This is a genomic window from Kitasatospora sp. NPDC058444 (assembly GCF_042721415.1).
Classification (GTDB): domain Bacteria; phylum Actinomycetota; class Actinomycetes; order Streptomycetales; family Streptomycetaceae; genus Kitasatospora.
This window is the reverse complement of the sequence record NZ_JBHXLL010000005.1, coordinates 106,885-130,837: the sequence shown is the minus strand read 5'-3', so window position 1 is coordinate 130,837 and position 23,953 is coordinate 106,885. Positions and strand designations below refer to the sequence as shown.

The 23,953-nt window shown below is 74.8% G+C and carries 17 protein-coding genes; 12 read left to right on the top strand and 5 right to left on the bottom strand.

All coding sequences use genetic code 11. From position 1 onward, the window contains the following. Positions 1-12: 12 nt before the first annotated feature. Together ACFWP2_RS08100 and ACFWP2_RS08095 are read right to left on the bottom strand one after the other, a co-directional pair. Positions 13-207 carry a DUF1918 domain-containing protein gene (locus ACFWP2_RS08100; protein WP_380449428.1) on the bottom strand — a complete coding sequence of 65 codons (195 nt, stop codon included), beginning with the start codon at positions 205-207 and terminating at the stop codon, positions 13-15. Positions 208-344: 137 nt separating this feature from the next. Further along, a complete protein-coding gene (locus ACFWP2_RS08095) occupies positions 345-1,007 on the bottom strand; it encodes a TetR family transcriptional regulator (protein ID WP_380449427.1) in 663 nt (220 codons plus the stop codon). Between the two features lie 376 nt (positions 1,008-1,383). Between ACFWP2_RS08095 and ACFWP2_RS08090 the strand changes: the two genes are divergently transcribed. Genes ACFWP2_RS08090 through ACFWP2_RS08060 form a run of 7 tightly spaced genes read left to right on the top strand, consistent with a single transcriptional unit; the run spans position 1,384 to position 11,128 of the window. After that, a complete protein-coding gene (locus tag ACFWP2_RS08090) occupies positions 1,384-2,304 on the top strand; it encodes a phytanoyl-CoA dioxygenase family protein (protein ID WP_380449426.1) in 921 nt (306 codons plus the stop codon). Between the two features lie 11 nt (positions 2,305-2,315). Beyond that, positions 2,316-2,894, top strand: coding sequence for a DUF6309 family protein (locus tag ACFWP2_RS08085; RefSeq protein ID WP_380449425.1), 579 nt, complete (start codon positions 2,316-2,318; stop codon positions 2,892-2,894). Continuing rightward, positions 2,891-7,402, top strand: a complete 4,512-nt coding sequence (locus ACFWP2_RS08080) for an AMP-binding protein (RefSeq protein WP_380449424.1) — start codon at positions 2,891-2,893, stop codon at positions 7,400-7,402. Before ACFWP2_RS08085 ends, ACFWP2_RS08080 begins: the two co-directional genes overlap by 4 nt. An 11-nt stretch (positions 7,403-7,413) precedes the next feature. Further along, positions 7,414-8,688: an aspartate aminotransferase family protein gene (locus ACFWP2_RS08075; protein ID WP_380449597.1), complete on the top strand. Its 1,275-nt coding sequence runs from the start codon at positions 7,414-7,416 to the stop codon at positions 8,686-8,688. A gap of 14 nt (positions 8,689-8,702) precedes the next feature. Next, positions 8,703-9,566, top strand: coding sequence for a TauD/TfdA family dioxygenase (locus ACFWP2_RS08070; protein ID WP_380449423.1), 864 nt, complete (start codon positions 8,703-8,705; stop codon positions 9,564-9,566). Beyond that, positions 9,563-10,348: an SDR family oxidoreductase gene (locus ACFWP2_RS08065; protein ID WP_380449422.1), complete on the top strand. Its 786-nt coding sequence runs from the start codon at positions 9,563-9,565 to the stop codon at positions 10,346-10,348. The genes ACFWP2_RS08070 and ACFWP2_RS08065 overlap by 4 nt, the downstream gene beginning before the upstream one ends. A 3-nt stretch (positions 10,349-10,351) precedes the next feature. Then, positions 10,352-11,128, top strand: a complete 777-nt coding sequence (locus ACFWP2_RS08060) for a class I SAM-dependent methyltransferase (protein ID WP_380449421.1) — start codon at positions 10,352-10,354, stop codon at positions 11,126-11,128. Between the two features lie 66 nt (positions 11,129-11,194). Here the strand turns inward: ACFWP2_RS08060 and ACFWP2_RS08055 are convergent, their stop codons facing one another. Next, the gene (locus ACFWP2_RS08055) at positions 11,195-11,881 is read right to left on the bottom strand and encodes a Tat pathway signal sequence domain protein (protein ID WP_380449420.1); all 687 of its coding nucleotides are present in this window, start codon (positions 11,879-11,881) and stop codon (positions 11,195-11,197) included. Between the two features lie 365 nt (positions 11,882-12,246). Between ACFWP2_RS08055 and ACFWP2_RS08050 the strand changes: the two genes are divergently transcribed. Then, positions 12,247-13,116: an NAD-dependent protein deacetylase gene (locus ACFWP2_RS08050; protein WP_380449419.1), complete on the top strand. Its 870-nt coding sequence runs from the start codon at positions 12,247-12,249 to the stop codon at positions 13,114-13,116. Between the two features lie 111 nt (positions 13,117-13,227). Here ACFWP2_RS08050 and ACFWP2_RS08045 read toward each other — a convergent pair whose 3' ends face one another. Continuing rightward, a complete protein-coding gene (locus tag ACFWP2_RS08045; protein WP_380449418.1) occupies positions 13,228-13,884 on the bottom strand; it encodes a hypothetical protein in 657 nt (218 codons plus the stop codon). Between the two features lie 863 nt (positions 13,885-14,747). On the opposite strand from ACFWP2_RS08045, the gene ACFWP2_RS08040 reads away from it, so the two are divergent. Next, positions 14,748-16,037 carry an MFS transporter gene (locus tag ACFWP2_RS08040; protein ID WP_380449417.1) on the top strand — a complete coding sequence of 430 codons (1,290 nt, stop codon included), beginning with the start codon at positions 14,748-14,750 and terminating at the stop codon, positions 16,035-16,037. A gap of 146 nt (positions 16,038-16,183) precedes the next feature. On the opposite strand, the gene ACFWP2_RS08035 is transcribed toward ACFWP2_RS08040, so the two are convergent. Next, on the bottom strand, positions 16,184-19,447 hold the full coding sequence (locus ACFWP2_RS08035) for an AAA family ATPase (RefSeq protein ID WP_380449416.1): 3,264 nt from the start codon (positions 19,445-19,447) through the stop codon (positions 16,184-16,186). Positions 19,448-19,673: 226 nt separating this feature from the next. On the opposite strand from ACFWP2_RS08035, the gene ACFWP2_RS08030 reads away from it, so the two are divergent. The 3 genes from ACFWP2_RS08030 (at position 19,674) to ccrA (ending at position 23,745) form a co-directional block, all read left to right on the top strand. After that, positions 19,674-20,918 (top strand): transposase domain-containing protein, encoded by a 1,245-nt coding sequence (locus tag ACFWP2_RS08030; RefSeq protein WP_380449415.1) that lies wholly within the window; start codon positions 19,674-19,676, stop codon positions 20,916-20,918. Between the two features lie 699 nt (positions 20,919-21,617). Then, positions 21,618-22,355: a thioesterase II family protein gene (locus tag ACFWP2_RS08025; protein WP_380449414.1), complete on the top strand. Its 738-nt coding sequence runs from the start codon at positions 21,618-21,620 to the stop codon at positions 22,353-22,355. A gap of 136 nt (positions 22,356-22,491) precedes the next feature. Further along, positions 22,492-23,745 (top strand): crotonyl-CoA carboxylase/reductase, encoded by a 1,254-nt coding sequence (gene ccrA, locus ACFWP2_RS08020; protein WP_380449413.1) that lies wholly within the window; start codon positions 22,492-22,494, stop codon positions 23,743-23,745. Positions 23,746-23,953 lie beyond the last annotated feature (208 nt).

Sequence of the window (23,953 nt, the reverse complement as noted above, 5' to 3'; positions counted from 1 at the left end):
CGGGGGCGTCGGTCAGCGGTTCGCCTCGCGCTGTTCGATGTTGCAGTCGGGGCCGGGGTAGATCAGGCCCTCGTGGCCGTCCTCGAAGCGGACCACGTACGGCGGCTGTCCGTCGGCGCCGCGCACCTCGATGATCTCGCCCTTCTGGTCCACCATGCCCACCGACCTGCTGTGGATGTGGAGCTGGTCACCTACCGCTGCCTGCATGGTCTGCTCCCTCGGATCGTGTGCCCGGCCGCCTCCACGGCCGTTCCCGCTATCCACTGTGCTGCGGGTGGGGCGAGCTCGCAACGCCTCGGGCGGAGCGGACGCGCCGGGACGCGCGGGGCCGCGGGGGCCGGGCGTCAGCGGGCGGCGGACTGTTGCGCGAGGTAGCCGCGGACCAACCGCTTGCACTCGGCGATCAGCGCCGGATCGCCGTCCGGGGCCTCCCGGAAGGCCAGTTTGAGCACCGCGTCGGCGGCCTCCAGGGCCACCCGCAGGGCCAGCGTGGTGGCCGTCGGGTCGCCCGCCCGGAACAGCTCGCCGCCGAGCGCCTGGAGCCGCAGTGCGACGGCGGTGTTGTTGTCCACGCCCGCGTCCAGCAGGTGCAGGTCGTCCTGGACGCCGGTGGGGACGGCCGGGCCCGCCAGGCCGAAGTCCAGCTGGCCGAAGCCCGGAACCGCGCGCTTCATCGCCACGAACTCCTCCACGGCGAGGTCGGTGAAGACCGCGGGGCCGACCGGCGCGGCGGCGGCCAGCCGGGCGTCCAGGCGCTGGAGGTACCGGTCGAGGTTGCGGGTGGCGAGCGCGGCCAGCAGGTCCTCCTTGCCGGCGAAGAACTGGTAGAGGGTGCCGATCGGCACCTGGGCGCGCTGGGCGACCTCCTTGGTGGTGAGCGCGGTCGCCCCGACCTCGTCCAGCAGCCCGGCGCAGGCGTCCAGGATGCGGCCGTACCGCTCCAGGCTGCGCTGCTGGACCGGGCGGCGCCTGACCGGTCCGGGGACGGGGTGACTCCTGTCGCTCATGACCTCACTGTGCCGCATCCCTCGTGACGGCGGCGAATCCCCGGGGCGCGAACGGCCCGGAGTTCCCGGTGGGGCGGGAGTCGAGTGGTGGCCGGAGCTGAACGGCACGGTGGCGGGAAGGTGTCCACGAGCCGGCAATGGCCTTGTCGTGGACGCGAAGACGGGTTCATACTCCTGAGGCGGACTACCTTGCGTGATCAACGCATGCCTCTTCGTGGTGATCGCGATTCAGCCGTGGCGGCCGAGACGCCTGTGACGGACGCTCCGCCGCCACCCGAGGTCTGGACGGACCCCGTGTGCCTCCACTGCCCGCGCCACGCCCCGTGGCGCCACGTCCCTGTGTGTGCCCGCCCGACGGAAGGAGGGGATCGGTTCGGTGACGCTGTCCTCCGGAGGGCGTGAGGCCCTCGACACCGAGCACCGCCGCCAGTTCCTGGAATCCGGGTACCTGGTCCTGCCCGGCCTGCTGCCGGAAGCGCTGCGCGAACGGCTCGCCCCCGAGGTCGACCGGTGGGTGGACGAGGGCCTGCGGGCCCGGTCGATCGCCGCGTGCGCCGACCCCTTACGCCACGGACCGCCCCCGCTGCTGGAACTGGAACTGCCCGCCCACGGCGAGCTCCTCACCCACCCGCCGCTGCTGCGCACCCTGACCCGCCTGCTCGGGCCGGACTTCGTCTTCCACCACCTGCACAGCGACCGCCAGGACCCGGGGATCCCGGGCAAGGCCTGGCACCACGACTGCGAGCCCAACGACCGCTCCGACCCGTCGCTGCTGATGGTCCACGCGCTGCACTACCTCGGCGGACTGGACGAGAAGGTCGGCAGCCTGGCCGTGCTGCCCGGCTCGCACCTGCGCGCCGCCGACAAGTCCGCCTTCGCCCACCACGGCACCGCGGAACTGCCCGGCGAGGTGGTCATCGACCGGCTGCCGCCCGGCTCGACGGTGCTGCTCAACTCGGCGCTGTTCCACACCCGCAGGCCGGCGCCCCAAGGGCCGGGCCGCCCCCGGTACTTCGTCGACGCCTCCTACTGCCAGGTCGGGGCGCGCTGGCGCCCGGTGAAGCCGTACTGGCGGCAGATGCTCGCCCGGGCCCGCGAACTGGACCTGGCCGACGGGCAGTGGCCCGAGCTGTTCGCCGAGCGGCACTTCACCGAGTACGCGGGTGGCGAGCGTGCCGGCATCGAGTACGCGGGCGGCGAGCGTGCTCGCGCCGAGTACACCGGCGGCGGCGACCGCGCTCGCACCGAGTCCACGGGCGACGACCACGCTCGCACCGAGTTCACCGGAACCGTCTGAGGAGCACTGCCGTGGAGATCGTCACCGCCGTCGCCTTCCCCGAGGTCCACGACGCCTACCTGCGGGACCACCCGGTGGAGCGGGCCCACGAGGCGAACAGCAACATCTATGGCGAGGAGAACCTCGAACGTGCCGACCGCATCCCCGGCGGCTGGTGGCGGATCCGGCTCTCCCGGGCGGACGTCCTGAACGTCGTGCTGCCCTGGCACCTCAGCGAGGGCGGGGAGCTCGAAACGGTGCCGCGCTCCGGGCTGACGGTGGCCGAGGCGGCCGAGCGGGTCCGCGCCGGCGGAGCCGCCTGGAGCGCCGCCAACCCGGTCTGCGCGGCGAAGCTGCGGCTGCTGCGGTGGGCGCCGTTCACGCCCGTCTTCCTCAGCACCGCCCCGGTCGACCACTCCGACTACGGGGACCTCGCGGTGCGGTCGGGACTGATCCACCTCGACGGCCTGCACCGCATGCTGGCCTGGGAGTTGGCCGGACGGCTGCCCGAGCGGGCCCTGCTCGACGGCTACCTGGTGGGTGACCCGGGGGTGGTCGCCGGGCCCGCCCGGGCGGGCCGGACAGGCCGGACGGAGGACGAGTCGGCGTGACCTCCGCGACGCAGCACCTCCCGTCCGCGTCCTGCGGCCCTGCGACCGACCCCGCCCGCCGCGCCCGCTCACTGCCCGAGCTGCTCGCGCACTTCGCCCGGGCCCACCCCGACCGGCCCGCCCTGGGCGACGGGATCCGCAGCTTCGACTACCGCACGGTCGACGCCGCGGCCGACCGGATCGCCGCCCGGCTGGCCGCCGCCGGCACCGGCCGGGGCGACCGGGTCGCCCTGGTCGGCCCCCGGGACGCCCGGATGCTGGTGCTGCTGTACGGGGTGCTGCGCTCGGGCGCGGCGGCCGTGCTGGCCGACCCGGACTGGTCGGCGGCCGACCTGGCCCGGCGGCTGGCCTCCGTCCGGGTGGCCCGGGTGCTGGCCACCGAGGGCGGGCTCGGCGGAGAGGTGGTGGACGTCGCGGCCGGGAGGGCGGCGGAGGCCGAGGCCGGGACGGTGAGGGACGTCGGGGCCGGGGCGGTGACCGACGCCGGGGCGGTGACGGGCGTCGCGGACGGGAAGGCGGCGGACGTTGCGGCACTGTCGGCCTCGGCCTGGGTGGCCCCCGAGGTGCGGGGTGAGGACCTCGCGTACCTCTCCTTCACCTCCGGGTCGAGCGGCGAACCCAAGGCGGTGGCCGTCACCCACGCCAACGCCGTGCACTACGCCCGGGCGCTGGCCGGGCGCCTCGACCTCACCGAGGCCGACGCGCCGTGCGCCGCGCACGTCACCACCCTGGCCGCCGACCTCGGCCACACCGCCTGGCTGCTCGCGCTGGCCACCGGCGGCTCGGTGCACCTCGTGCCGGACCGCGAGGTGCGCGACCCGGAGGCCTTCTGGGCCTCGCTGCGGCGGGCCCGGGTGGACGTGCTGAAGACCACCCCCTCGCACCTGACCGCCCTGCTGGAGGGCCGTCCGGCCGACTCCCCGCCGCTGCACACCGTGCTGCTCGGCGGCGAGCCACTGCCCCGCCCGCTGGCCGCCACCCTGCTCGACGGCGGCACCACCGCGCGGCTGGCCAACCACTACGGCCCGACCGAGACCACCGTCGGCGCCACCTGCCTGCTCGTCACCTCCGCCCGTCACCTGCCCGCCGAGGAGCCGACCGTACCGATCGGCACCGGGATCGGCGAGGTGCGGCTGACGGTGGTGGACGCCGCCGGCCGGGCGGTGCCGGACGGCTCGGTGGGCGAACTGCTCATCGGCGGCAGGGGGGTGACCGCCGGGTACTACGGCCGGCCGGACGAGACCGCGCGCGGCTTCGTCCGGCACGACGGCCAACTCGTCTACCGCACCGGTGACCTGTGCCGCCGACGGGCGGACGGAGACCTGGTCTTCCTGGGCCGGGTGGACCGCCAGGTGAAGATCCGCGGCTACCGGGTGGACCTCGCCGAGGTCGAGCGGGCCATGGACGGCCACCCGGGCGTCGCCCGCTCGGCGGCGCTGCTGCGGGAGACCGCGCTCGGCAACCAACTGATAGGCGTCGTCAGCCTGTTGGGAAGGGCCGAGGGACCGGAGCGGGAGGAGCGGCTGGAGGAGCTGCGGGCGCACCTGAGGGACCGGCTGCCCGGCTACTCCGTGCCGCAGCCGATCCTGGTGCTGCCACGGTTCCCGGTCGGGCCGAACGGCAAGCTCGACCGGCAGCGGCTGGCCGGGCTGGCGGCCGAGCTGATCGAAGCCCGGGCGGAGTCGAACGGCGTGGAGCCGGGCGGCTCGGCGTGGAGCGATGCGGAGCCGAGCGGCTCCGCCGGGAGCGGCCCGGCCGGGGAGATCGCCCGGTTCTGGGCGGGCGCCCTCGGTCTGCCCGCGGTCGGGCCGCGCACCGACGTGCTCAGCCTCGGCGGGGACTCCATCCTCGCCATGCGCACCATCGCCTTCCTGCGGCGCTCCGGCCTGCGGGTCGCCTACGAGGACTTCTACCGGCACCCGACGGCCGAGGGCCTGGCGGCGGCCGCCGTCCCGGCCGCGCCGTCCCTCCCGACCCCGCGTGGTGGCACCGGAAGGTATCAACTGGCCCCGGCGCAACGCTGGTTGTACCGGCAGCGGTCGCTGCGGGAGCCGCGGCACTGGAACCAGTCCGTGCTGCTGCGCTGCCGCACCACCGTCCACCCGGAGGCGCTCTCGGCGGCCGTCTCGGCCGTCCTGGAGCGGCACCCGGCGCTGCGCCGGCCGGTCACCCCGGACGGCTGCGGCGAGCTCCGGGCGGTGGCCGACCTCGACCCGGTCTCCTTCTCCCGGATCCCGTACGCGGCCGGGGAGATCGCCGACACCGTCGCCGGGGTCTGCACCGAACTCCACCGCAGCCTCGACCCGTCGGCCGGCCGGCTGCTGCGCGCCCACCTGTTCACCGGTCCGCCCGGCACGGACGACCGGCTCGCGCTGATCGCGCACCACCTGGTGGTCGACGGACTGTCCTGGCGGATCCTGCTGGACGACCTGGCGCACACGTACCGGGCGGTGCTCGACCGGAAGCCGGCCGACCTGCCGCCCACCGCGGACTTCTACGCCTGGGCGGCGGTCTCGTCTCCAGGGGTCTCTTCTCCCGGGGTCTCGTCTCCCGCGGATTCGTGTCCCACGGTCTCGTCTCCCGAGGGCGAGCCGGTGCCGGAGGAGCCCGCCGTCGGGGAGCCCGCCGCCGCGCCGGCCGCGGTCGGGGAGTCGCTCCTCGGGGAGCCCGCCGCCGGGGAGCTCCAGGAGCCCGGTGTGCTCAGCTGGGCGCTCGACCCGGAGGCCACCAGCCGGCTGATCGCCCGGCACGGCGCCGGGGCCGGGCTGGAGGCCGTACTGCTGGCCGCCTTCGCCGGGGCCGTCACCGCCGATCGCGGACACCCCCGGCTCGCGGTGGAGGTCGAGACCCACGGCCGGGACGCGGGCGGCGACGAGGGTGAATTCCTGGACACCGTCGGCTGGTTCACCGCCGTCAAGCACATCGGGCTGGACGCCGGGGCGACCCCGGACGCGGTGGCGCGGCGGCTGCGCGAGGCGCCCGTCCGGCCGATGGACGCGTCCGGCGAACGGCCCGCCGTCGGCTTCAACTTCCTCGGCACCTTCCGGCTGCCGGAGGAGCCCGCGCTGGACTGGACGGTCGCCGCCGAACAGGCCGGCACGGCCCGCTGCGCCGGGGGCGACCCGCTGTACGAACTGCGCCTCACCGCACGGGTGGTGGAGCAGCGGCTGGTCGCCGACCTGGTGTACGGCCGGCCCGGCCTGCCGCACCCCGCCGCCGAGCGGATCACCGCGCGGTTCGCCCGGACCGTGGCGGCCGAGGCGCGGGCACCGGAGGCCGCACCGCCCGTCCGGTCTCCGTTCTCCACCTCCGGCCAACTGCTGCACCCCGGCGTCGTCCCGACCGCCCGGACGAGGGTGCGCGAACCCGCCCGGGTGCTGCTCACCGGCGCCACCGGCTACCTCGGGCGGCACCTGCTGGCGGACTTCCTCCGGCGCGGCGCCGAGGTCACCTGCCTGGTGCGGGCCGCGGACGACGCCGAGGCGCTGAAGCGGATCGGCGCCGGGGCGGCCGGCCCCGCCCGCGCGCTCGCCGGGGACATCGACCGGGACGGCCTCGGTCTCTCCCCGGCCGGACTGGAACTCGCCCGGGGAGCCCACCTGGTGGTGCACGCGGCGGCGGACGTCCGGCTGGTGGCCTCGCCCGACGAGCTGGAGCGCACCAACCACACGGCGGTGCGGCGGCTGCTCGACTGGGTCGGGGAGAACGCGCCCGACGCCCGGGTCCACCACGTCTCCACGCTCGCCGTCGCCGGCGGCGTCGACGGCCCGCCGCGCCGCTTCAGCGAGGCGGACCTGGAGATCGGCCAGCACTTCCGCACCCCGTACGAGCGGACCAAGTACCGTGCCGAGCGGGCCGTCCGGGCCTGGGCCGGCCGCGGGCACGCCGTCTACCTGCACCGCAGCGGCCACATCGCGGCGCACAGCTGGACCGGCGCGTTCCAGGCCAACGCCGGTGACAACCGGATCTACCAGCTGATCCGCGGCTACCTGCTGGCCGGCGCCGCGCCGAGCCGGCCGGACACCGCCTTCGCGTTCTCGTACGTGGACACGGTGGCCGCCGGGATCGCCGCGATCGCCCTCGACCCGTACGCCGCGCCCGGCGCGTACCACGTGGAGACGCCGCACGCCGTTCCGCACGACGAGCTGGTGCGGTGGCTCTCCTGGCACGGCCACCGGGTGCGGCTCACCGACGAGGAGGGCTTCGCGGCCGCCCTGGCCCGGGCCGAGCGCCGCCACCCGACGGCCGCCCGGGTGGCCGCCGCGTGGGCGGCGCAGGAGGAGCGCCGGGTGCTGGTGGACAGCGCGTACACCACCGCGGTGCTCGACCGGCTGGGCGTGCGCTTCGCCGCGCCGACCCCGCAGTGGTGGTCGGCCGCGCTCACCTGGGCCGCCGAGGCCGGCTACCTGCCGCCCGCCGACCCGAGCGCGGCCAGTTGTGATGACACCCGTGACGTCGCCGGTGACGACACCCGTGACGACATCCCCGAAGGCAGGACCAACCCGTGAAGGCAGGCCCCGTGTCCCAGCTCTCCCCGGCGCTCAAGCAGGCCACCCCGGTCGTCGCCGTACGCGGCGAAGGACTCCACCTCTACGACGCCGACGGCCGCCGCCACCTCGACTTCACCTCCGGCGTCGGCGTGACCAGCACCGGCCACTGTCACCCGAAGGTGGTCGAGGCCGTCCGGGAACAGGCCGGCCGGCTGATCCACGGGCAGTACACCACCGTGCTGCACGACCAGCTCCTCACGCTCACCGAGCGGCTCGGCGAGGTGCTGCCACGCGGCCTGGACTCGCTGTTCTACGCCACCGCCGGCACCGAGGCGGTGGAGGCCGCGCTGCGGCTCGCCCGGCACGCCACCGGACGGCAGAACGTGATCGTCTTCGAGGGCTCCTTCCACGGCCGGACCATGGGCGCGGCCTCGCTCACCACGGCCGGTACCCGGTTCCGGGCCGGCATCGGCCCGTTGATGCCCGGGGTCGCGGTGGCGCCCTTCCCGGCCGCGTTCCGGCTGGGCCTGTCCGAGGACGAGGCGGTGGCGCACGCCCTGCGCGGACTGGACGAGGTGCTCGCCACCGTCTCCGCTCCCGCCGAGACGGCCGCCATGTTCGTCGAGCCGGTGCTCGGCGAGGGCGGCTACGTCCCGGCCCCGCCCGGTTTCCTGGCCGGGCTGCGGGAACGGGCCGACCGGCACGGCATCCTGCTGGTCGTGGACGAGGTGCAGACCGGCTTCGGCCGCACCGGCCGCTTCTGGGCCCACGAGCACGAGAGCGCCCACCCGCACGGGGCCGGCTTCCGCCCCGACGTCCTGATCACCGCCAAGGGGCTGGCCAGCGGCTTCCCGCTGTCCGCGATCGCCGCGCCCGCCGAGCTGATGGGGCGCGCCTGGCCGGGGTCGCAGGGCGGCACCTACGGCGGGAACCCGGTGGCCTGCGCCGCCGCCCTGGCCACGCTGGACGTGCTGCGCGAGGAGCGGCTGGTCGAGAACGCGGCCGAGCAGGGCGCCCGACTGCTGGCCGGGCTGCGGGCGGTGGCCGCCGGGACGCCCGGGATCGCCGACGTCCGCGGGCTCGGGCTGATGGCCGCCAGCGAGTTCTGCCACCCGGACGGCACCCCGGACCCGGACGCCGCCCGGCGGGCCCAGCAGGCCGCGGCCGAGCACGGGCTGCTGCTGTTGCTGTGCGGGATCCACCTCAATGTCGTCCGGATGATCCCGGCGCTGGTCGTCACGGCCGAACAGATCGACGAGGGCCTGGAGTTGTGGGCGAAGGCCGTCTCGGCCGGCGGCCGGTAGGGAGAGGAGAGGACATGGACGCGGTGACCGAAATCGGCTGGAGCAGCCTGGAGTTGGATGCCCGGCGGGAGCTCTGGTCGCTCCCGCTGGGGGAGCGGGAGCGGCGGCTGCTCTGGGCCGACGCGCGGGCCGGGCGGTGGGACGCGGCCGGGGAAGTGCGGGGCCGGTTGCGGGAGTTCGTCCGGAACGCCGCCGACTCGGTCGGCGTCACCCATGTGAGCGGCCTGGTGGACCCGTCCCACCCGGAGCAGGAGATCACCGAGGTGCTCTCCTTCCTGCTGGAGGACTTCGGCCGGATCGTCCCGCAGAACGGGCGCGGCGACCTCACCTCGGTGCTGCACGACCAGGACGGCGACGGCAACACCGAACTCGGCTTCCACTGCGACACCTGCGACCTGCTGGTCCTGCTCTGCCTGCGGCCCGCCTTCGACGGCGGCGGGCTGACCAAGCTGGCCAGCGCCCGGCACGTGCACGACCTGATCCGGCAGGAGCGGCCGGACGCGCTGGCCACGCTCCGCGAGGACTGGACCTTCGAGCGCAGCGGCCGGGCCGGCCCCCAGGTGGTGGTCACCCCCATCCTGTACGACCGCAAGGACGGGACGATCGGCTGCTACTACCAGACCCGCACCGTCCGTTCCTCCCCCGACCGCGGCGGACCGGAACTGTCGGACCGCCAGTGGGAGGCGCTCGGCGTGCTGGACGAGGTGCTCTACCGGCCGGAGATCGCCTTCGGGTTGCCGATGGCCGCCGGGGACCTGCTGATCATCCGCAACAGCCGGGTGCTGCACGGGCGTTCGCCGTTCGTCGACGAACCCGGGCCGTACGCCCGGCGGATGCTGCGGATCTGGGTCAACGAGGGGGAGGAGTGGACGCCGTGACCACCACGGGAGAGGAAGGCGGCGTGACCGTACCGCACGGGCGGGTGGCGATCGTCACCGGCGGGGGCAGCGGGCTCGGCCGGGCCTCGGCGCTGGCCCTGCTGGCGGCCGGCTGGACCGTGGCCGTCGCCGGGCGCCGCAAGGACGCGCTGGAGGAGACCGCGGCCCTGGCCGGCCCGGCCGCCGACCGGGTGCTGCCCGTCCCGACCGACATCCGCAGCCCGGAGGAGGTCGCCCGGCTCTTCGACACCGTCCTCGGCCGGTACGGCCGGCTGGACCTCCTGTTCAACAACGCGGGCGCCGCCGCCCCGCGCCGGCCGATCACCGAGACCCCCTTCGAGGACTGGAACCGGGTGCTGGACACCATCGTCACCGGCGGCTTCCTCTGCGCCCGCGAGGCCTTCCGGGTGATGAGCACCCAGACCCCGCAGGGCGGGCGGATCATCAACAACGGCGCGCCCTCCGCCTACGTCCCCCGCCCCAACTCGATCGCCTACACCGCCGCCAAGCACGCCGTCCTCGGCCTCACCAAGGTGCTCGCCCTGGACGGCCGGCCGTACGGCATCTCCTGCGGGCAGATCGACGTCGGCAACGTCACCCCGGTGGACGGCGGCCCGCAACCGGCCGCGATGCAGGCCGACCGGACCATGGCCGTCGAGGCGACCATCCCGGTGGACCGCTTCACCGAGGCGCTGGTGCTGATGGCCTCGCAGCCGCCGGGCACCACCATCCAGTCCCTGGTGGTGCTGCCGACCACCATGCCGTTCGTCGGAAGGGGCTGAGCCGTGCTGGTCAGCGCGCGCTCCTTCGCGGAGTACCGGGCGATGTTCGCGCTGGACGACCGGGACCTGGAGCAGCGCATCCTGGACTGCCCGGCCGGTGCGGCGGGCTTCGTCGCCGAGGCCGGGCGGCGCGGCATCGACGCCGTCGCCGCCGACCGCCAGTACGCCGAGCACCGCGAGGAGTTGGGCCTGCTGGTGGAGCGGGAGACCGTCTTCAAGCGCGAGCGGCTGGTGAAGGAGACGGCGGGGTACGTCTGGTCCTGGTACGCCGACGCGGACGACATGATCCGGCGGTGGACCGCCAACGCCCGGGCCTTCGGTGCCGACATCGCCGCCCGCCCGGAGCGCTACGTGGCCGGCTCGCTCCCCGAACTCCCCTTCGCCGACGACTCCTTCGACCTGGTACTCAGCTCGCACCTGCTGTTCTCGTACGGCAACCGGCTGGACGAGGACTTCCACCGGGCGGCCCTGCTGGAGCTCGCCCGGGTGGCGCGCCGGGAGGTCCGGATCTTCCCGCTGGTGGTGTACGACACGGGAGCGCGCTACGAGGGGCTGGCGGTGCTGCGCGAGGAGTTGGCGCGGCTCGGCGTCCCCAGCCGGGTGGAGCGGGTGGCCTACGAGTTCCAGCCGGGGGCCGACGAGATGCTGGTGCTCTCCACCGCCGGTCACCGCGCGCCGGCCCCGACCGCGCCGGGCCGGACCGCACCGGGCCGGACCGCACCGGGCACGGCGGGGGCCGTGGACCCGGTGCGGTGGCGCCACCGGGAGCCGGGCGCCTGAACGGCTGTCGGGGCGGGCACTTCACGGCGCCGCGAAGTGCCCGCCCCAACCGTGCTGCGGGGACGGTCAGTTGACGAAGACCGCCGGGCCGCCCGGCTGGCTGGTGTCACCGACCGGGCCGTACGTCGCGGAGAAGTACCCGTCGGCCGGGCAGAGCGTCGAGCCGCCGCTCTTGGCGAAGTGCTCGGTGCGGAACGCCAGGCTGTGCGCGGCGTTGTCGGCGCTGCCGGTGAACGCGCCGCTCAGCTGGTAGGAGCAGGTGATGGTGCCGAACCAGGTGTCCAGCACCGCGGTGGCCTGGATCGTCCCGGCGGACCCGCCGGTGAGGGTGACCGGCAGGCCGGGCGCGTCGGAGACGGTCACCCCGTACGGCAGGTTGCCGACCGTCAGGCTGCGCACCGAGGTGACCCCGGTGACGTTGGCGGTGCACGAGCCGAAGGTCAGCCCGGTCAGCGACGCGGTCGCGCTGCCCGGCGCCGCCGGGTTGCTCAGCACCGAGGCCGAGAGCTGCGAGGTGGCGCAGGTGACGCCGGTGGTGCTGGTCGCGGTCGAGTAGAAGGTGGCCTTGGTGCCGGCGGCGAGCGGCGCGGCCAGCGCGTCGCCCACGGCGACGGCGGTGCCGCCCGCGCCCCCGGTGGTGAGCACCGGACCGGCGGAGAGGGGTTGCGACGACGCGGAGGCGGGGACGGCGGCCAGCACGCCGGTCGCACAGACGGCGGCGGCGGTGACGGCGAGGTGACGGCTGAAGCGCATGGGAAAACCTCTTCCTCGGTGAGGGGGCGAGAAGACGTCCTCTCGCGGCTCCCGAGCGGTGGGGACCGGGGAGCGCGCGGCGTTTCCGGGTCCATAGGGTCCAGCCGTGACCGGGTGCCGTCAAGGCGATGGGACGAACTTGCTGACTTTTCGTCAACAAGCCGCGCCAAGCCCCGGCCGGGCGGCGGCGTCGCCGATCGGGTTTTGGACGCCGATCGCGCGGGACGCCCCCTGCCTGGCCGTGGACACCACCCGGGGCTGGAACCCGCCCCCGGGGCGGATCACGGCCTTCGCCGCCGGCGCCGTCGCGGAGTCCTCCGGCCGGGCGGAGAGCCACGGGCCGCTGTCGGTCTAACCTCGAGGGTATGGACGCGTTCGAACACCCGGGCGGACAGGCCGCCGTTCCGCCGGAGGAGGGGCTGGAAGCCCTGGTGCGGCTGCTGGACCGGCGCGGCACGGTGGTGCTCAGCGGGGCGGGGCTGTCCACCGAGTCCGGCATCCCCGACTACCGTGGCGCCACCGGCCGCCGCCGCAGTGGCACCCCGATGACGTACCAGGAATTCACCGGCAGCGCGGACGCCCGGCGCCGCTACTGGGCCCGCAGCCACACCGGCTGGCCCGCGATCGCCGGGGCCCGGCCCAACGCCGGGCACCACGCGGTGGAACGGCTGCGCCGGGCCGGGCACGTCGCGGCGGTCATCACCCAGAACGTGGACGGCCTCCACCACGCGGCCGGCACCCGGGAGGCCGTCGAACTGCACGGCGGACTCCGCCGGGTGGTCTGTCTCGACTGCCGCCGCACCAGCAGCCGGGCCGAGCTGGACCGGCGGCTGGACGAACTCAACCAGGGCTTCCGGCCGAACCGGGCGGAGCTGCGGCCCGACGGCGACGCGCAGCTGCCGCAGCCCGTGGTGGACGGCTTCCGGGTCGCCGCCTGCACGGACTGCGGCGGAGTGCTCAAGCCCGACGTGGTCTTCTTCGGCGAGAACGTTCCGCCGCCCCGGGTCGAGCACTGCTATGAACTGGTCGACGCGGCAAGCTCGTTGGTGGTCCTCGGCTCCTCCCTGGCGGTCCTGTCCGGGCTGCGCTTCGTCCGCCGCGCCGCCCGAGCGCGGCTGCCGGTCGCGATCGTCAACCAGGGGCCGACGCGCGGCGACGAACTCGCCGCGCTCCGGCTCGACCTGCCGCTGGGGCCGGCCATGACGGAGGTCGCCCGGCTGCTCGACGCGGTCTGACCGGCCCGTTCGGAGGTCCGAGCGGTAGGTCGAACCGGATCGGCCGGACCGGCCGGACCGGCCGGACCGGCCAGAGCGGGCTGACCGGTCCGCTCGGCCCGAGCGGCGCCGTCAGCCGGCCGGCAGGGCGGGCCGGCCCGGCACCCACAGCGGCACCCGGCCGCCGCGCGGCATGGAACGCGCCGCGTCCTGCTCCAGCCACCCGCCCACCCGTTCCGGATCGCCCTCGCACAGCTCCACCAGTGCGGCCGCGGCGATCCGGGTGCAGCACAGCACCAGCGCCAGGGTGTCCTGGCGGCGGTGCCGCTCCCGCACGTACGCCTCGCCGCGCTCCTCGATCCGGCGGGCGTGGCCCGGCCCGTCCTCGGCGGTCAGCGCCTGGACGCCGTGCCACACCATGGTCAGCGCGCAGGGCTCGGCCGGGTGCGAGGCGCCCTCCCGCTGCGCCTGCTCGCGGGCCTCCGCCGAGCGCTGCCCCAGCCACTCCAGCGCCGTCGGCCCGTCCTCCCGGCAGGAGCGCAGCACCAGCTCGGCGGCCCGGGCCACCACGGCCCGCAGTACCGCCGGCGCGGGCACCCGCAGCCCGGACGCGGGTCCGTCGCCGAACGCCAGCCAGGCGTCGGCGAACGAGGCCGCCCGCAGTCCTCCCACCCAGGCCGGCGTCCCGGCCTCCCCGCTCAGCCAGTCCTGGGCCCCCAGTCGCACCAGCCCCACGGCCGTCAGCCGTGCCGCGTCCCCGTCCAGCTCGCGCAGCCATCCACTCCGCACCAGTACACCCCCGTCAGCGGTTTCATCCCCGTGAGGCCTCATCCCACCACACCAGGACGGGAACGAACTAGACAGGGTCACGTCACAAATTGGAACCGGTCCTTCCGGACTGTTTCCGGCGGCGTCGGTCACGGGCCGCGGGCGGATGGCGGGGCCGGGCCGGGCTCTGGCGGGGCCGGGGTCGTGGCGGGGTCGGCCGCGTGGGCCGGCGCCGGGCGTCCCGGCGGGCCGGTCGTGCAAGGGCTCCGGGCGCCCCGGCGGGGGTGGCTGTGGCGGTGGGGCCGGGCGGATGGGTCGGGGCTCGCGGCGGGATTCGGCCAAGTGTGTGGGGCGGGGTGTCGGGGTGGGGCGGGCGGGGCGGGTTTGGTGGCCGGGGTGTGGGCGGCGGGTGGGTTGGGCAGGGGCACGTCAGGACCCGGGCGGCTGTGCGGACGCCCGGTGCGTCGGGACGGGGCCGGAGGCGGCCCGTCGTCAGTGTGTCGCGAGCCCGTCGATCAGAGCGAGGGCGTCTCCACGGACCCCCGCCGGGTCGGTCACCGGGTGGAGCGCGCCACGGACGGTGCGGGTGGCGTCCAGTACGAGGGTGAGCCGCTTGAGCCGGTCGACGCCCGCGGTCCCGGAAGGTGGGCAGGCGTCGCGCGGCGGCCGGTTGGAGGTCGGCGTCGGAGAGCAGCGGGGAGGGGACGCGGGCGTGTTCGGCGAACGCGGCCGGCTGGTCCCGGCGTTGCGTGCTGCTGCCGTGGACCCGGGCGTCGCGGGCGGTGAACTCGGCCATGCGGTCGCGGCGACCAGCGCCGTGAGGCAGTCGGTGAGGAGCGGGCGGGTGGGCAGTGGTGACAGAAGGGGTGGGCCCGAGGGTGGATGTGACGACGCGGACAGCGGTCGCGACGGAGAACGGAGCGGAGAACGGAGCGGAGCGTGGAGCGGCGGACGAGGCGCGGCGCCGGGCTTCGGCGGGAGTGTTCCGGCGCTACTGGACGGGATCGCTGGTCAGCCGGCTCGGGGACCAGGTGACCGGCGTCGCCCTGCCGCTGATCGCCGTGCTCACCCTGCACGCGACGGCCTGGCAGGTCGGACTGGTCACCGGCGCCGGGTACCTGGCGTGGCTGCTGGTCGGACTGCCGGCCGGCGTCCTCGTCCACCGGCTCCCGCTGCGCGGCACCCAGGTGGGGATGGACCTGGTGCGCGGGCTGGCCGTGGCCTCGGTGCCGGTGGCGGCCGCACTGGGCGGCCTCGGCCTGCCGCACCTGGTGGCGGTCGCGCTGCTGGTGGGGCTGGCGAGCGTGGTCTTCGACGTCGGCAACTCCACCTTCCTGCCCTCGATCGTCCCCAAGGAGGAGCTGACCGCCCGCAACAGCCTGCTCTCCGGCAGCAGCGCCGCGACCGAGCTGGCCGGTCCCCCGCTCGGCGGGGTCCTGGTTCAACTCGTCGGCGGCGCGGCCGCGATGGTGCTGGACGCGGTCAGCTACCTGGTCTCGGCGGCCCTGCTGCGCAGCCTGCCGCGCGCGCGGCGGCCCGCCGCCCGGCCGTCCGGTGCGGGGATGTGGGAGCAGATCCGCGAGGGCCGGCACTTCGTCACCCGGCACCCGGTGATCGGACCGTGCGCCGCCTACGCCACCGCGGTCAACTTCGTCGCGGGCGGGCTGATGACGCTCACCCCGGTGTTCCTGGTCGGCACCCTCGACGCGCCGGCCGCCGCCGTCGGCGCGCTGATGGCCACCGGGGGTCTGGGCAGTCTGGTCGGCGCCGCCCTCACGCCCCGGACGGTCTCCCGGATCGGCAGCGGCGGCGCCCTGCGGTGGGGGGCGCTGATCGCCGCGCTCTTCACCTTCCTGCTGCCGGCGGCCGGCTCCGGCTGGGCGGTGCTGGTCTTCGCCGTCGGCAACGCGGGCTTCTCGGCGGGAGTGGTGGTCACCAGCATCGTCACCCGCACCCACCGGCAGAGCCACACGCCGCCGGAGCTGCTGCCCAGGGTGATGGCCACCGTCCGGTTCGTCTCCTGGGGCGCCATCCCGGTCGGCGCGGTCCTGGCCGGCGCCGCCTCCACGGTCTGGGGGCCGCGTACGGCGCTGCTCCTGCTGGCGGTGTCCAGTCTGGTCAGCCCGGCGATCCTGCTCGCCGGGTCGATCCGCCGGGTGCGCGACCTCGCCTGACCGTCGCCCCGGAGCCGCTCGCGGCGCCCGCGCCCGGTCAACACCGGACACGGCACCGGGCGCCCTCGCGGACTCTCCGCGAGGGTGCCCGGTGCCGTTCGAGCGCCGTCCGGCGTGCCGTCAACTCGGCGGCACGTCAGGCAGGTTCAGCCCACGGCGACTCCGTCGGCCCCCAGGCCGGCCGCGTCGCCGACGGCCTCCAGCACCTCCACCGAGGAGGCGGCGCAGCCCACCAGCTCGACGGTGTGGAAGCCGACCTCGGGCCCGATCCGGGTGGAGCCGCCGGGCGCGTCCCGGAAGACGGGGGCGTCGGCGGGGAGCAGCTCCGCACGGAGCAGGTCCGCCAGGCCGGCCCGGCCGCTCAGGTTCAGCTTCCGGTAGATGCGCGTCAGGTGCTGCTCCACCGTGCTGACGGTGATCCAGAGCTTGTCGCTGATCTCCCGGTTGCTGTCGCCCTGTGCGGCCAGCCTCGCCACCCGGAGCTCGGCCCGGCTCAGGCCGGTGAGCACCGAGCACGACGCCGCGCCCGGGGCGGTGGCCGGCGACGGCCCCAGCAGGAGCGCCGCCTCGTCGTCGTGCGGGACGGCGACGTGCGGGCCGGCGACGTGCGATACGGCATCGAGCGGGACGGCGGCATGCGATACGGCGACATGCGGGACCGCGATCTGCGGAACGGCCGCGTGCGGTACGCCATCGCGCGGCCCGTCGTCCGCCGGGAGGCCGTGGCCGTCCCGGAGGCCGTCCTCGTCGCCGAGGCCGGTGCCGGTGTGCCGGTCCGCGCCGAGGTGTGCCGCCCCGCCGGCGTACGGCTGCTCGTCGTACCCGAACCCGTCGCCGAGGCCGGACGGCTCGTGCTGCGCCGCCGGGACGAACCCGGTCCGGACCCGGCGCGACCCGGCCTCCATCCGGGCCGCCGGCCGGGCCCCCGCCCGGGCCGGTTCGAGCCGGTCCTCGGACGCCCGGAGGCCGTCGACCGCCCGGCGCGACGGGGCGGGCTCCGCCCGGCCCCGGTCGCCGTCGTGGTCGGCCAGGAGGCGGAGCAGGACGCCGCGGCTGCGGTCGTCCAGCGACGGCTCCTCCAGCCGGCCGGCCGCCAGGTCCCGGGCGGCTTCCGGATCGCCGGCCCGGAAGGTGGCCTCGACCAGACTGGCGGTCAGCGGGATCAGGGCGGAGACGTCCGACTGCCAGACCCTGAGCCGTCGGGCGCAGGTCCGGAGGTCGTCGAGCGCCTCCGCGGTCCGACCGGTCGCCAGGGCGAGCCGGCCCCGGGCGTGCAGGTAGCGGATGCCCATCACGGTCTCGAACATGGCGCTCGGGACCTCGCGGCCGGCCTCCTTGGCGGCGTCGTCCAGGTGACCCAGTGCGAGGTGGGCCTGGATGAGCACCGACAGCGGATAGCCGATCGACACCCCCCAGTTCTCCTCGCCCGCCAACGAGAGGGCGTCCGAGGCCAGTTCGGCGGCGGCCCCGGGGTCGCCGTCGCGCAGGCAGACGTCGGCCCGGGCCGCCTTGAGCTGGGCCAGCCAGGTGGTCGCACCCCGCCGGGTGGCGTGGCCGATCAGTTCGTCGCACCAGAGCAGTGCCCGGCCGGTCTGGTCCCCGTCGGCGAGGGCGAGGATCGCCGTGGTGATCGCCTCCAGCGGCATCTCGTCCACCCGGCAGGAGGACAGGACGCGTTCGGCGAGCGAGGCGCTCTCCGCGTCGCCGCCCCGGGACCAGGCCCGGGAGAAGACCTCGATCGCCGCCGCCGCGGACGGGCGGGTGCCCCCGGCCGCGGTGCCGGCCCCGCCGCCGCAGAGTTCGTCGAGGTTCCAGGAGCGGGTGAAGGAGGGGCCGAAGAACCAGTGGAAGACGTGCAGGAGTTCGGCGCCGTCCTCGTGCCCGAGGGTGAGGTCCGCGTGCTCGGCCTCCGCGAGGACGGCGGAGACGGTGGTGAGGTCTCCCCGCCACAGCAGGGCCCGGATCAGTGCGACGACGTCCCGGCCGGTGAGCCTGCCCTCCACCAGGGCCTCGCGCAGCGCGGGGGTGTGCGGGGCGACCGCGCTGGGGTTGGTCTGCCAGGTGGAGCGGACGTACGTGCGCAGGGTGGCCAGGTGCTGGTCGTCGTTGGCCGCGGCCAGCGCCAGGTTGAGGTAGAGGTGTGCGGTCGAGGTCTTCCCCGAGGCCAGCTCCTGCTCGGCCGCGTCGGTGAGGATCGGTACGGTCCAGTCGCCGCCGGCCTCGCCCGCGGCGACGATCTGGGCGGCGATGTCCGTGGTGGCCATGCCCAGTTCGCGCCGGAGTCTGGTGGCCCGGGTGTACAGCGCCGTCCGCTCCTCGTGGGAGAGCGAGGCCAGGACGGCGGCCGCGACGTTCGGGTGGCGGAACTCGTCGCCGTTGGCCAGGCCGGCGTTGGTGAGGATCTCCAACGCCTGCCCGACGCACCGCCGGTCGAGGTCGAGCAGCCGGCCGAGCAGCGCCGGGGAGGCGTGCTCGCGCAGGACGGCCATGCCGCTGGCGACCGAGAGGATCTGCGGTTCCCAGCGGTAGAGGCAGGCCAGGACGGCCATCTCGAACGACCGGCCGACGTGCGGAGCGTCGTCGGTCCGGGCCCGGCCGTGGCCGGCGTCGACGTGCTCGTCGTGGGCGTCGTGGTCGAAGTGGTTGTCCTCGATCAGCGCGTGGACCAGGATCGGGTTGCCCCCGCTCAGCCGGTGGACGGCCGGGGCTAGTCGCGGCTCGATCGCGTGGTCCGCGGTCCGTTCGAGGATGTCGCGGATGGTGCGTTCGGACATCGGCTTGAGCTGGATCCTGCTGTGCGGTGCGCGGGTCAGCTCGGCGCGGAACATCGGCAGCGTGGGCTGCGGCCGGTCCCACTCGTTGAGCACCATGAGCATGCGCTGCGGGCGCATGCGCCGCTGGAGGTAGAGCAGCGCCTGGAGCGAGGCGGCGTCCGCGAAGTGCACGTCGTCGATCCCGACCACGACGGGGCGGCCGTCGCAGGCGCCCAGCAGGACGTTGCAGAGCCGGCGGATGGTCTCGTTCTCGACGGCCCTCGGCCGTTCGAACCGGGGACCGGACCCCAGGTGGTCGCCGAACGCCTCCGCGACCAGGCCGGGGATCTCCGCGGCGAGTTCGCTCGGCAGTTCGGCGCAGCGCAGCAACTGCTCGACGACCCCCATGGGGAGGTCCCGCTCCGCCCGTGAACCGGTCGCCTGGAGAACCAGCGCCCCCTCTTTCGCCGCCAGCGCCGAGAAATCGTGCAGTAGTTGGGTTTTACCACTTCCCAGAGTTCCACTGACGAGGACCACCCGCCCGTTTCCGCTGGACAGTCCGTCGAATAGAGCCAGTAAATACTCCAACGCCTCATGCTGTTCGGCTCGAATCAGCAAGAATGCCTCCGAGTTGTTGTGTAAAAGACTTGCATCCACCGCAACGGAAAGGCTGACTCCCCCGTGGTGCCTTGAGCCTCCATGACTTCACGTGATCACGCAGATGCGCAATGTACACAGCGCGCGGCGCCGGCGGGTCCGAGTACCCGGATCTGCATCTACTTTCACCCTAGGCGAACTTCAACGACCTCGGCTAGGGATCCGGTTCAGCACCGCACCGGTGACTTAGGCCCCGGGTCGGTAACGTGGTTTCAGGAGGTGTCGGATGTCGCGACCAGGGCAGTTCGGCGTGGAGCCGGGCGGGGGACTGTCGGACCGCATCGCGGTCGGGCTGCTGACCGGGGCGTTCCCGCCGGAGCTGGTGGACCGGGTGGTGGCCCGGTGCGGGCGGCAGGGGCAGCGGAACCGGCTGCTGACACCGAAGGTGACGGTCTACTTCGTCCTGACGATGTGCCTGTTCCCCGGGCAGGGCTACCGGGAGGTCGCCCGGACGCTCGCCGGGGGCCTGGCCTGGGGGAGGCGCTGCGCCGCGCCGGGGCAGGTGCCCAGCACGGCGGCGATCTCGCGGGCCCGGCTGAAGCTGGGGGCGGAGCCGCTCCGGGAGTTGTTCGCCGAGGTCGCCCGGCCGGAGCCGGTCCAGCCGGTCCAGCCGGTCCAGCCGGTCCAGCCGGCCGAGGGGGCTGCGGGGGCCGGTCGGGCGGGGTGGGGCGGCGGAGCCCGGTACCGGGGCTGGCGCCTGGTCGCCGTCGAGGGCACGGTGCTCGACGTGCCGGACAGTGCCGAGAACCTGGCGCACTTCGGGCCGCCGGAGACCGATGGCGGGTACCCGCGGGTGCGACTGGTGACGCTGGCCGAGTGCGGCGGCAACGCCGTCACCGCGGCGGCCGCGGGTCCGCCGTCGACCGCCGCGCCGGACCTGGCCCGCGGCCTGTTCGACCGCCTCGGCGGCGGCGACCTGGTGCTCGCCGACCGCGGCGGCTTCGACGATCCGGCGTCGTGGCGGGCGGCCTCGGCCGGCGGGGCGGACCTGCTGTGGCGGGCCGGTCCGGACGCGGTGCTGCCGGTGTGTCAGAAGCTGTCCGACGGCTCGTACCTGACGGGGGCCGCCCTCGACGGCTCGTACCTGACCGGGGTCGCCGTCGACGGAGGCGCAGGCGCAGGCGCAGGCGCAGGCGGGGGCACGGGCGCCGGCGGGCGTGGAAGCGGGCGCGGACGCGTCCGGGCGGGGGTGGCGGTGGTGCGGGTGGTCGAGGACTCCTCGGCGGGTGGCCCCGGCCGGCTGCTCACCACGATCCTCGACCCGGTGCGGGCGCCCGCCGCCGAGCTGGCCGCGCTGCACGGCGGTTGGAGCTCGGGGGTGACGGCCCTTCGGGAACTGACGGACGACCAGCTCGGGTCCGTCCGGGTGCTGCGCTCCTGCTCGCCCGAGGGGGTCGAGCAGGAGGTCTGGGGCCACCTGCTGGTCCATCACGCGGTGGGCCGGCTGAGGGCCTTCGGTCCGGCGCGTTAAGTCACCGGTGGGGTGGAGCTGAATCAGCCGTTCCGTTTCTTCTCGATGGCTGAAACATGACAGTGCATTCGGCGGCGATGTGCAGGCCGCGTGAGGAGAAGTGGATCGTGCCCTTCCGGTAATGCCGGAAGGATTCGGAGACGCTCGTTCCGCACACGTTCTGCCTGACCGGCCCGCGGGTTCCGCCGGTGGACCGTCGAGTTGCCGGGGCGGATGCCGGCGGCGGTTCCGCCGGTGGAATCAGCGGGTCCGGTCCGCCGGAGCGATCCGGCCGACACCCCTAAAGTTGGCCACCGGCCGCCCCCTAACCTCCCCCCGGCGCGAGGAGGCCCCCTTGTCCGGGCGGCGTGATCGACTAGCGTGGGTCGACCACCCGCACGGCCGCCGCAGTCCAGCGGCCCGATGGCGGGCCGGGGCGCCGGCGGGCATCCCCTACCGGGGCCGCCCGAGCGGGCCCGCGCGTGCGCGCCCGCGCCGCGCGGCTAGGGGTTGTCCGGTCGGGCCCGGCGCCGTCACGGTAGGAGCCGTTGAGGTCCCGACAGGACAGCGGGCGACCGGAGGCGGGCACGAACCCTCGTGCGCCCCCCGCCCGCGGATCAAGGTGAGACGGTTCTCCGCGCGCGGCCCGCAGGTCCGCGGGCGGCGGCTCACCGGTGTCGCGGTCCCACCACGCCGACCGCCGGAGGGATTCCAGTCACCATGGCCGCTATCGACGATCTGTGGGTGCGTCGCTACCACCCCGCGCCCGAGGCCCGGCACCGGCTGCTCTGCCTGCCGTACGCCGGCGGGTCCGCGAGCTACTTCTTCCCGGTGTCCCGCGCGCTGTCGCCCCAGGTCGACGTCCTCGCGGTGCAGTACCCCGGCCGCCAGGACCGGCGCCACGAGCCCTGCGTGGAGTCCGTGCAGGAACTCGCCGACCAGCTGGTCGACGTCGTCAAGCCCTGGGCCGACCGCCCGCTGTCGCTGTTCGGCCACAGCATGGGCGCCTCCGTGGCGTACGAGCTGGCGCTGCGGCTGGAGGACCTGGGCATCGTGCCGCACACCGTGTGGGCCTCCGGGCGGCGCGCCCCCGGCGCCCACCGCGACGAGCGGTTCCACCAGCTCGACGACCAGGGCCTGCTCGCCGAGATCAAGCGGCTGGACGGCACCGACTCCAACCTCCTCGACGACGAGGAGATGGTGCGGATGGTCCTCCCGGTGCTGCGCAGCGACTACCGGGCCGCCGAGACCTACCGCCCCGACCCCGGCCCGAAGCTCACCGCGCCGGTCCTCGCCCTGGTCGGCGACGACGACCCGAAGGTCACCGTGGACGAGGCCCGGAAGTGGGCCGAGCACACCTCCGGCCCCTTCGAGCTCGAAGTTTTCCGCGGCGGCCACTTCTACCTCAACGCCCACGCGAACACCGTCGTCGACCGGATCCGCACCAGGCTCGGCTGACCGGTCCGTCGTTCCTCCGCGTCATTCATCCACGCGAATCGACCGTGTTGAAGGGCAGCCGGTTCCGAAACCGGCCCAGAACTGCTCTGCGAGGCGGTCCTCGGAAATTCCGGAATACTGCCCAGAGGAGTCGTTCGTGTCCAAGTCGCTCTACGAACTCGGTGAGGTTCCTCCGCTCGGCCACGTGCCCGAGCAGATGTACGCGACCGTCATCCGGCAGGACCGTTTCGGCGAGCCCCTCAAGGCGATGCAGACCGAGGTCGTCGACGTGCCGGAGCCCGGTCGCGGCGAGGTGCTGGTCTACGTCATGGCCGCCGGGATCAACTACAACAACGTCTGGGCGTCGCTGGGTGAACCCATCGACGTCATCGCGATGAGACAGCGGATGCTCGGCGAGAAGGAGGACTTCCACATCGGCGGCAGCGACGGCTCCGGAGTCGTCTGGGCCGTCGGCGAGGGCGTCAGACAGTTCAAGGTCGGCGACGAGGTCATCCTCTCCGGCGCGACCTGGGACGAGACCGCGGAGGACGTCCGGATGGGCGTCGACCCGATCGCCTCGAAGTCGCTGCGGGCCTGGGGCTACGAGACGAACTACGGCTCCTTCGCCCAGTACACCCTGGTGCGCGAGCACCAGCTCCACCGCAAGCCGGCCAACCTGTCCTGGGAGAACGCCGGCGGCTACCTGGTCACCGGCGCCACCGCGTACCGTCAGCTGACCGGCTGGGCCCCCCACGACGTCCGCCCGGGCGACCCGGTGCTGATCTGGGGCGGCTCCGGCGGCGTCGGCTCGGCGGCGATCCAGATCGTGAAGCTGCTCGGCGGCATCCCGATCGCCGTGGTCTCCAACCCGGAGCGGGTCCGGTTCTGCCTGGACCTCGGCGCCGCGGGCGTGATCGACCGCCGGGAGTTCACCCACTGGGGACGGCTGCCGGACCTCGACGACGAGGCGGCCGGCCGGGCCTGGACGGCCGAGGCGCGCCGGTTCGGCGCCAAGATCTGGGAGATCCTCGGGGAGCGCCGCAACCCGAAGATCGTCGTCGAGCACCCCGGCGAGGACACCCTGCCGACCTCGCTGTTCGTCTGCGAGAACGGCGGCATGGTCGTCCTGTGCGGCGGCACCAGCGGTTACAACGGCGACCTGGACCTGCGCTACCTGTGGATGCGCAGCAAGCGCCTCCAGGGCTCGCACGCCTCGAACACCCGGGAGAACCGCGCGGTCATCGGGCTGATGGCGGACGGCCGGCTCGACCCGTGCATCACCTGGTGCGGCACCTTCGACCAGATCGGCGAGGCCCACCAGATGCTCTTCGCGAACCAGCAGGGCGTCGGCAACCTGGCCGCCCTGGTGAACGCCGGGGCGCCGGGGGAGACCACGCTGCGGCTCGGCTGAACGACCGGACGGAAATCCGTGCCGCCCGGCGGCGCGGATTTCCGGACCGAATTCCGGAACGGGAATCGCGTGAATGCGGTTCCCGCTCCGGCGGCGAACGGCCCGGGACGGCCCGTGCCATCTGAAGTCCTTTTTCTGGGGTCGGCTAGGGGTATCGCACGCGGATTCAATTCCTAGGATTCGAATCGCTGCGGTCTCACGGGTAATC

Excerpts from the sequence above, each read along its gene's own strand:
- ACFWP2_RS08055 (WP_380449420.1), bottom strand. The coding sequence starts at position 11,881 with ATGCGCTTCAGCCGTCACCTCGCCGTCACCGCCGCCGCCGTCTGTGCG.
- ACFWP2_RS08095 (WP_380449427.1), bottom strand. The coding sequence starts at position 1,007 with ATGAGCGACAGGAGTCACCCCGTCCCCGGACCGGTCAGGCGCCGCCCG.
- ACFWP2_RS08030 (WP_380449415.1), top strand. The coding sequence starts at position 19,674 with ATGTCGCGACCAGGGCAGTTCGGCGTGGAGCCGGGCGGGGGACTGTCG.
- ACFWP2_RS08070 (WP_380449423.1), top strand. The coding sequence starts at position 8,703 with ATGGACGCGGTGACCGAAATCGGCTGGAGCAGCCTGGAGTTGGATGCC.
- ACFWP2_RS08100 (WP_380449428.1), bottom strand. The coding sequence starts at position 207 with ATGCAGGCAGCGGTAGGTGACCAGCTCCACATCCACAGCAGGTCGGTG.
- ACFWP2_RS08050 (WP_380449419.1), top strand. The coding sequence starts at position 12,247 with ATGGACGCGTTCGAACACCCGGGCGGACAGGCCGCCGTTCCGCCGGAG.
- ACFWP2_RS08025 (WP_380449414.1), top strand. The coding sequence starts at position 21,618 with ATGGCCGCTATCGACGATCTGTGGGTGCGTCGCTACCACCCCGCGCCC.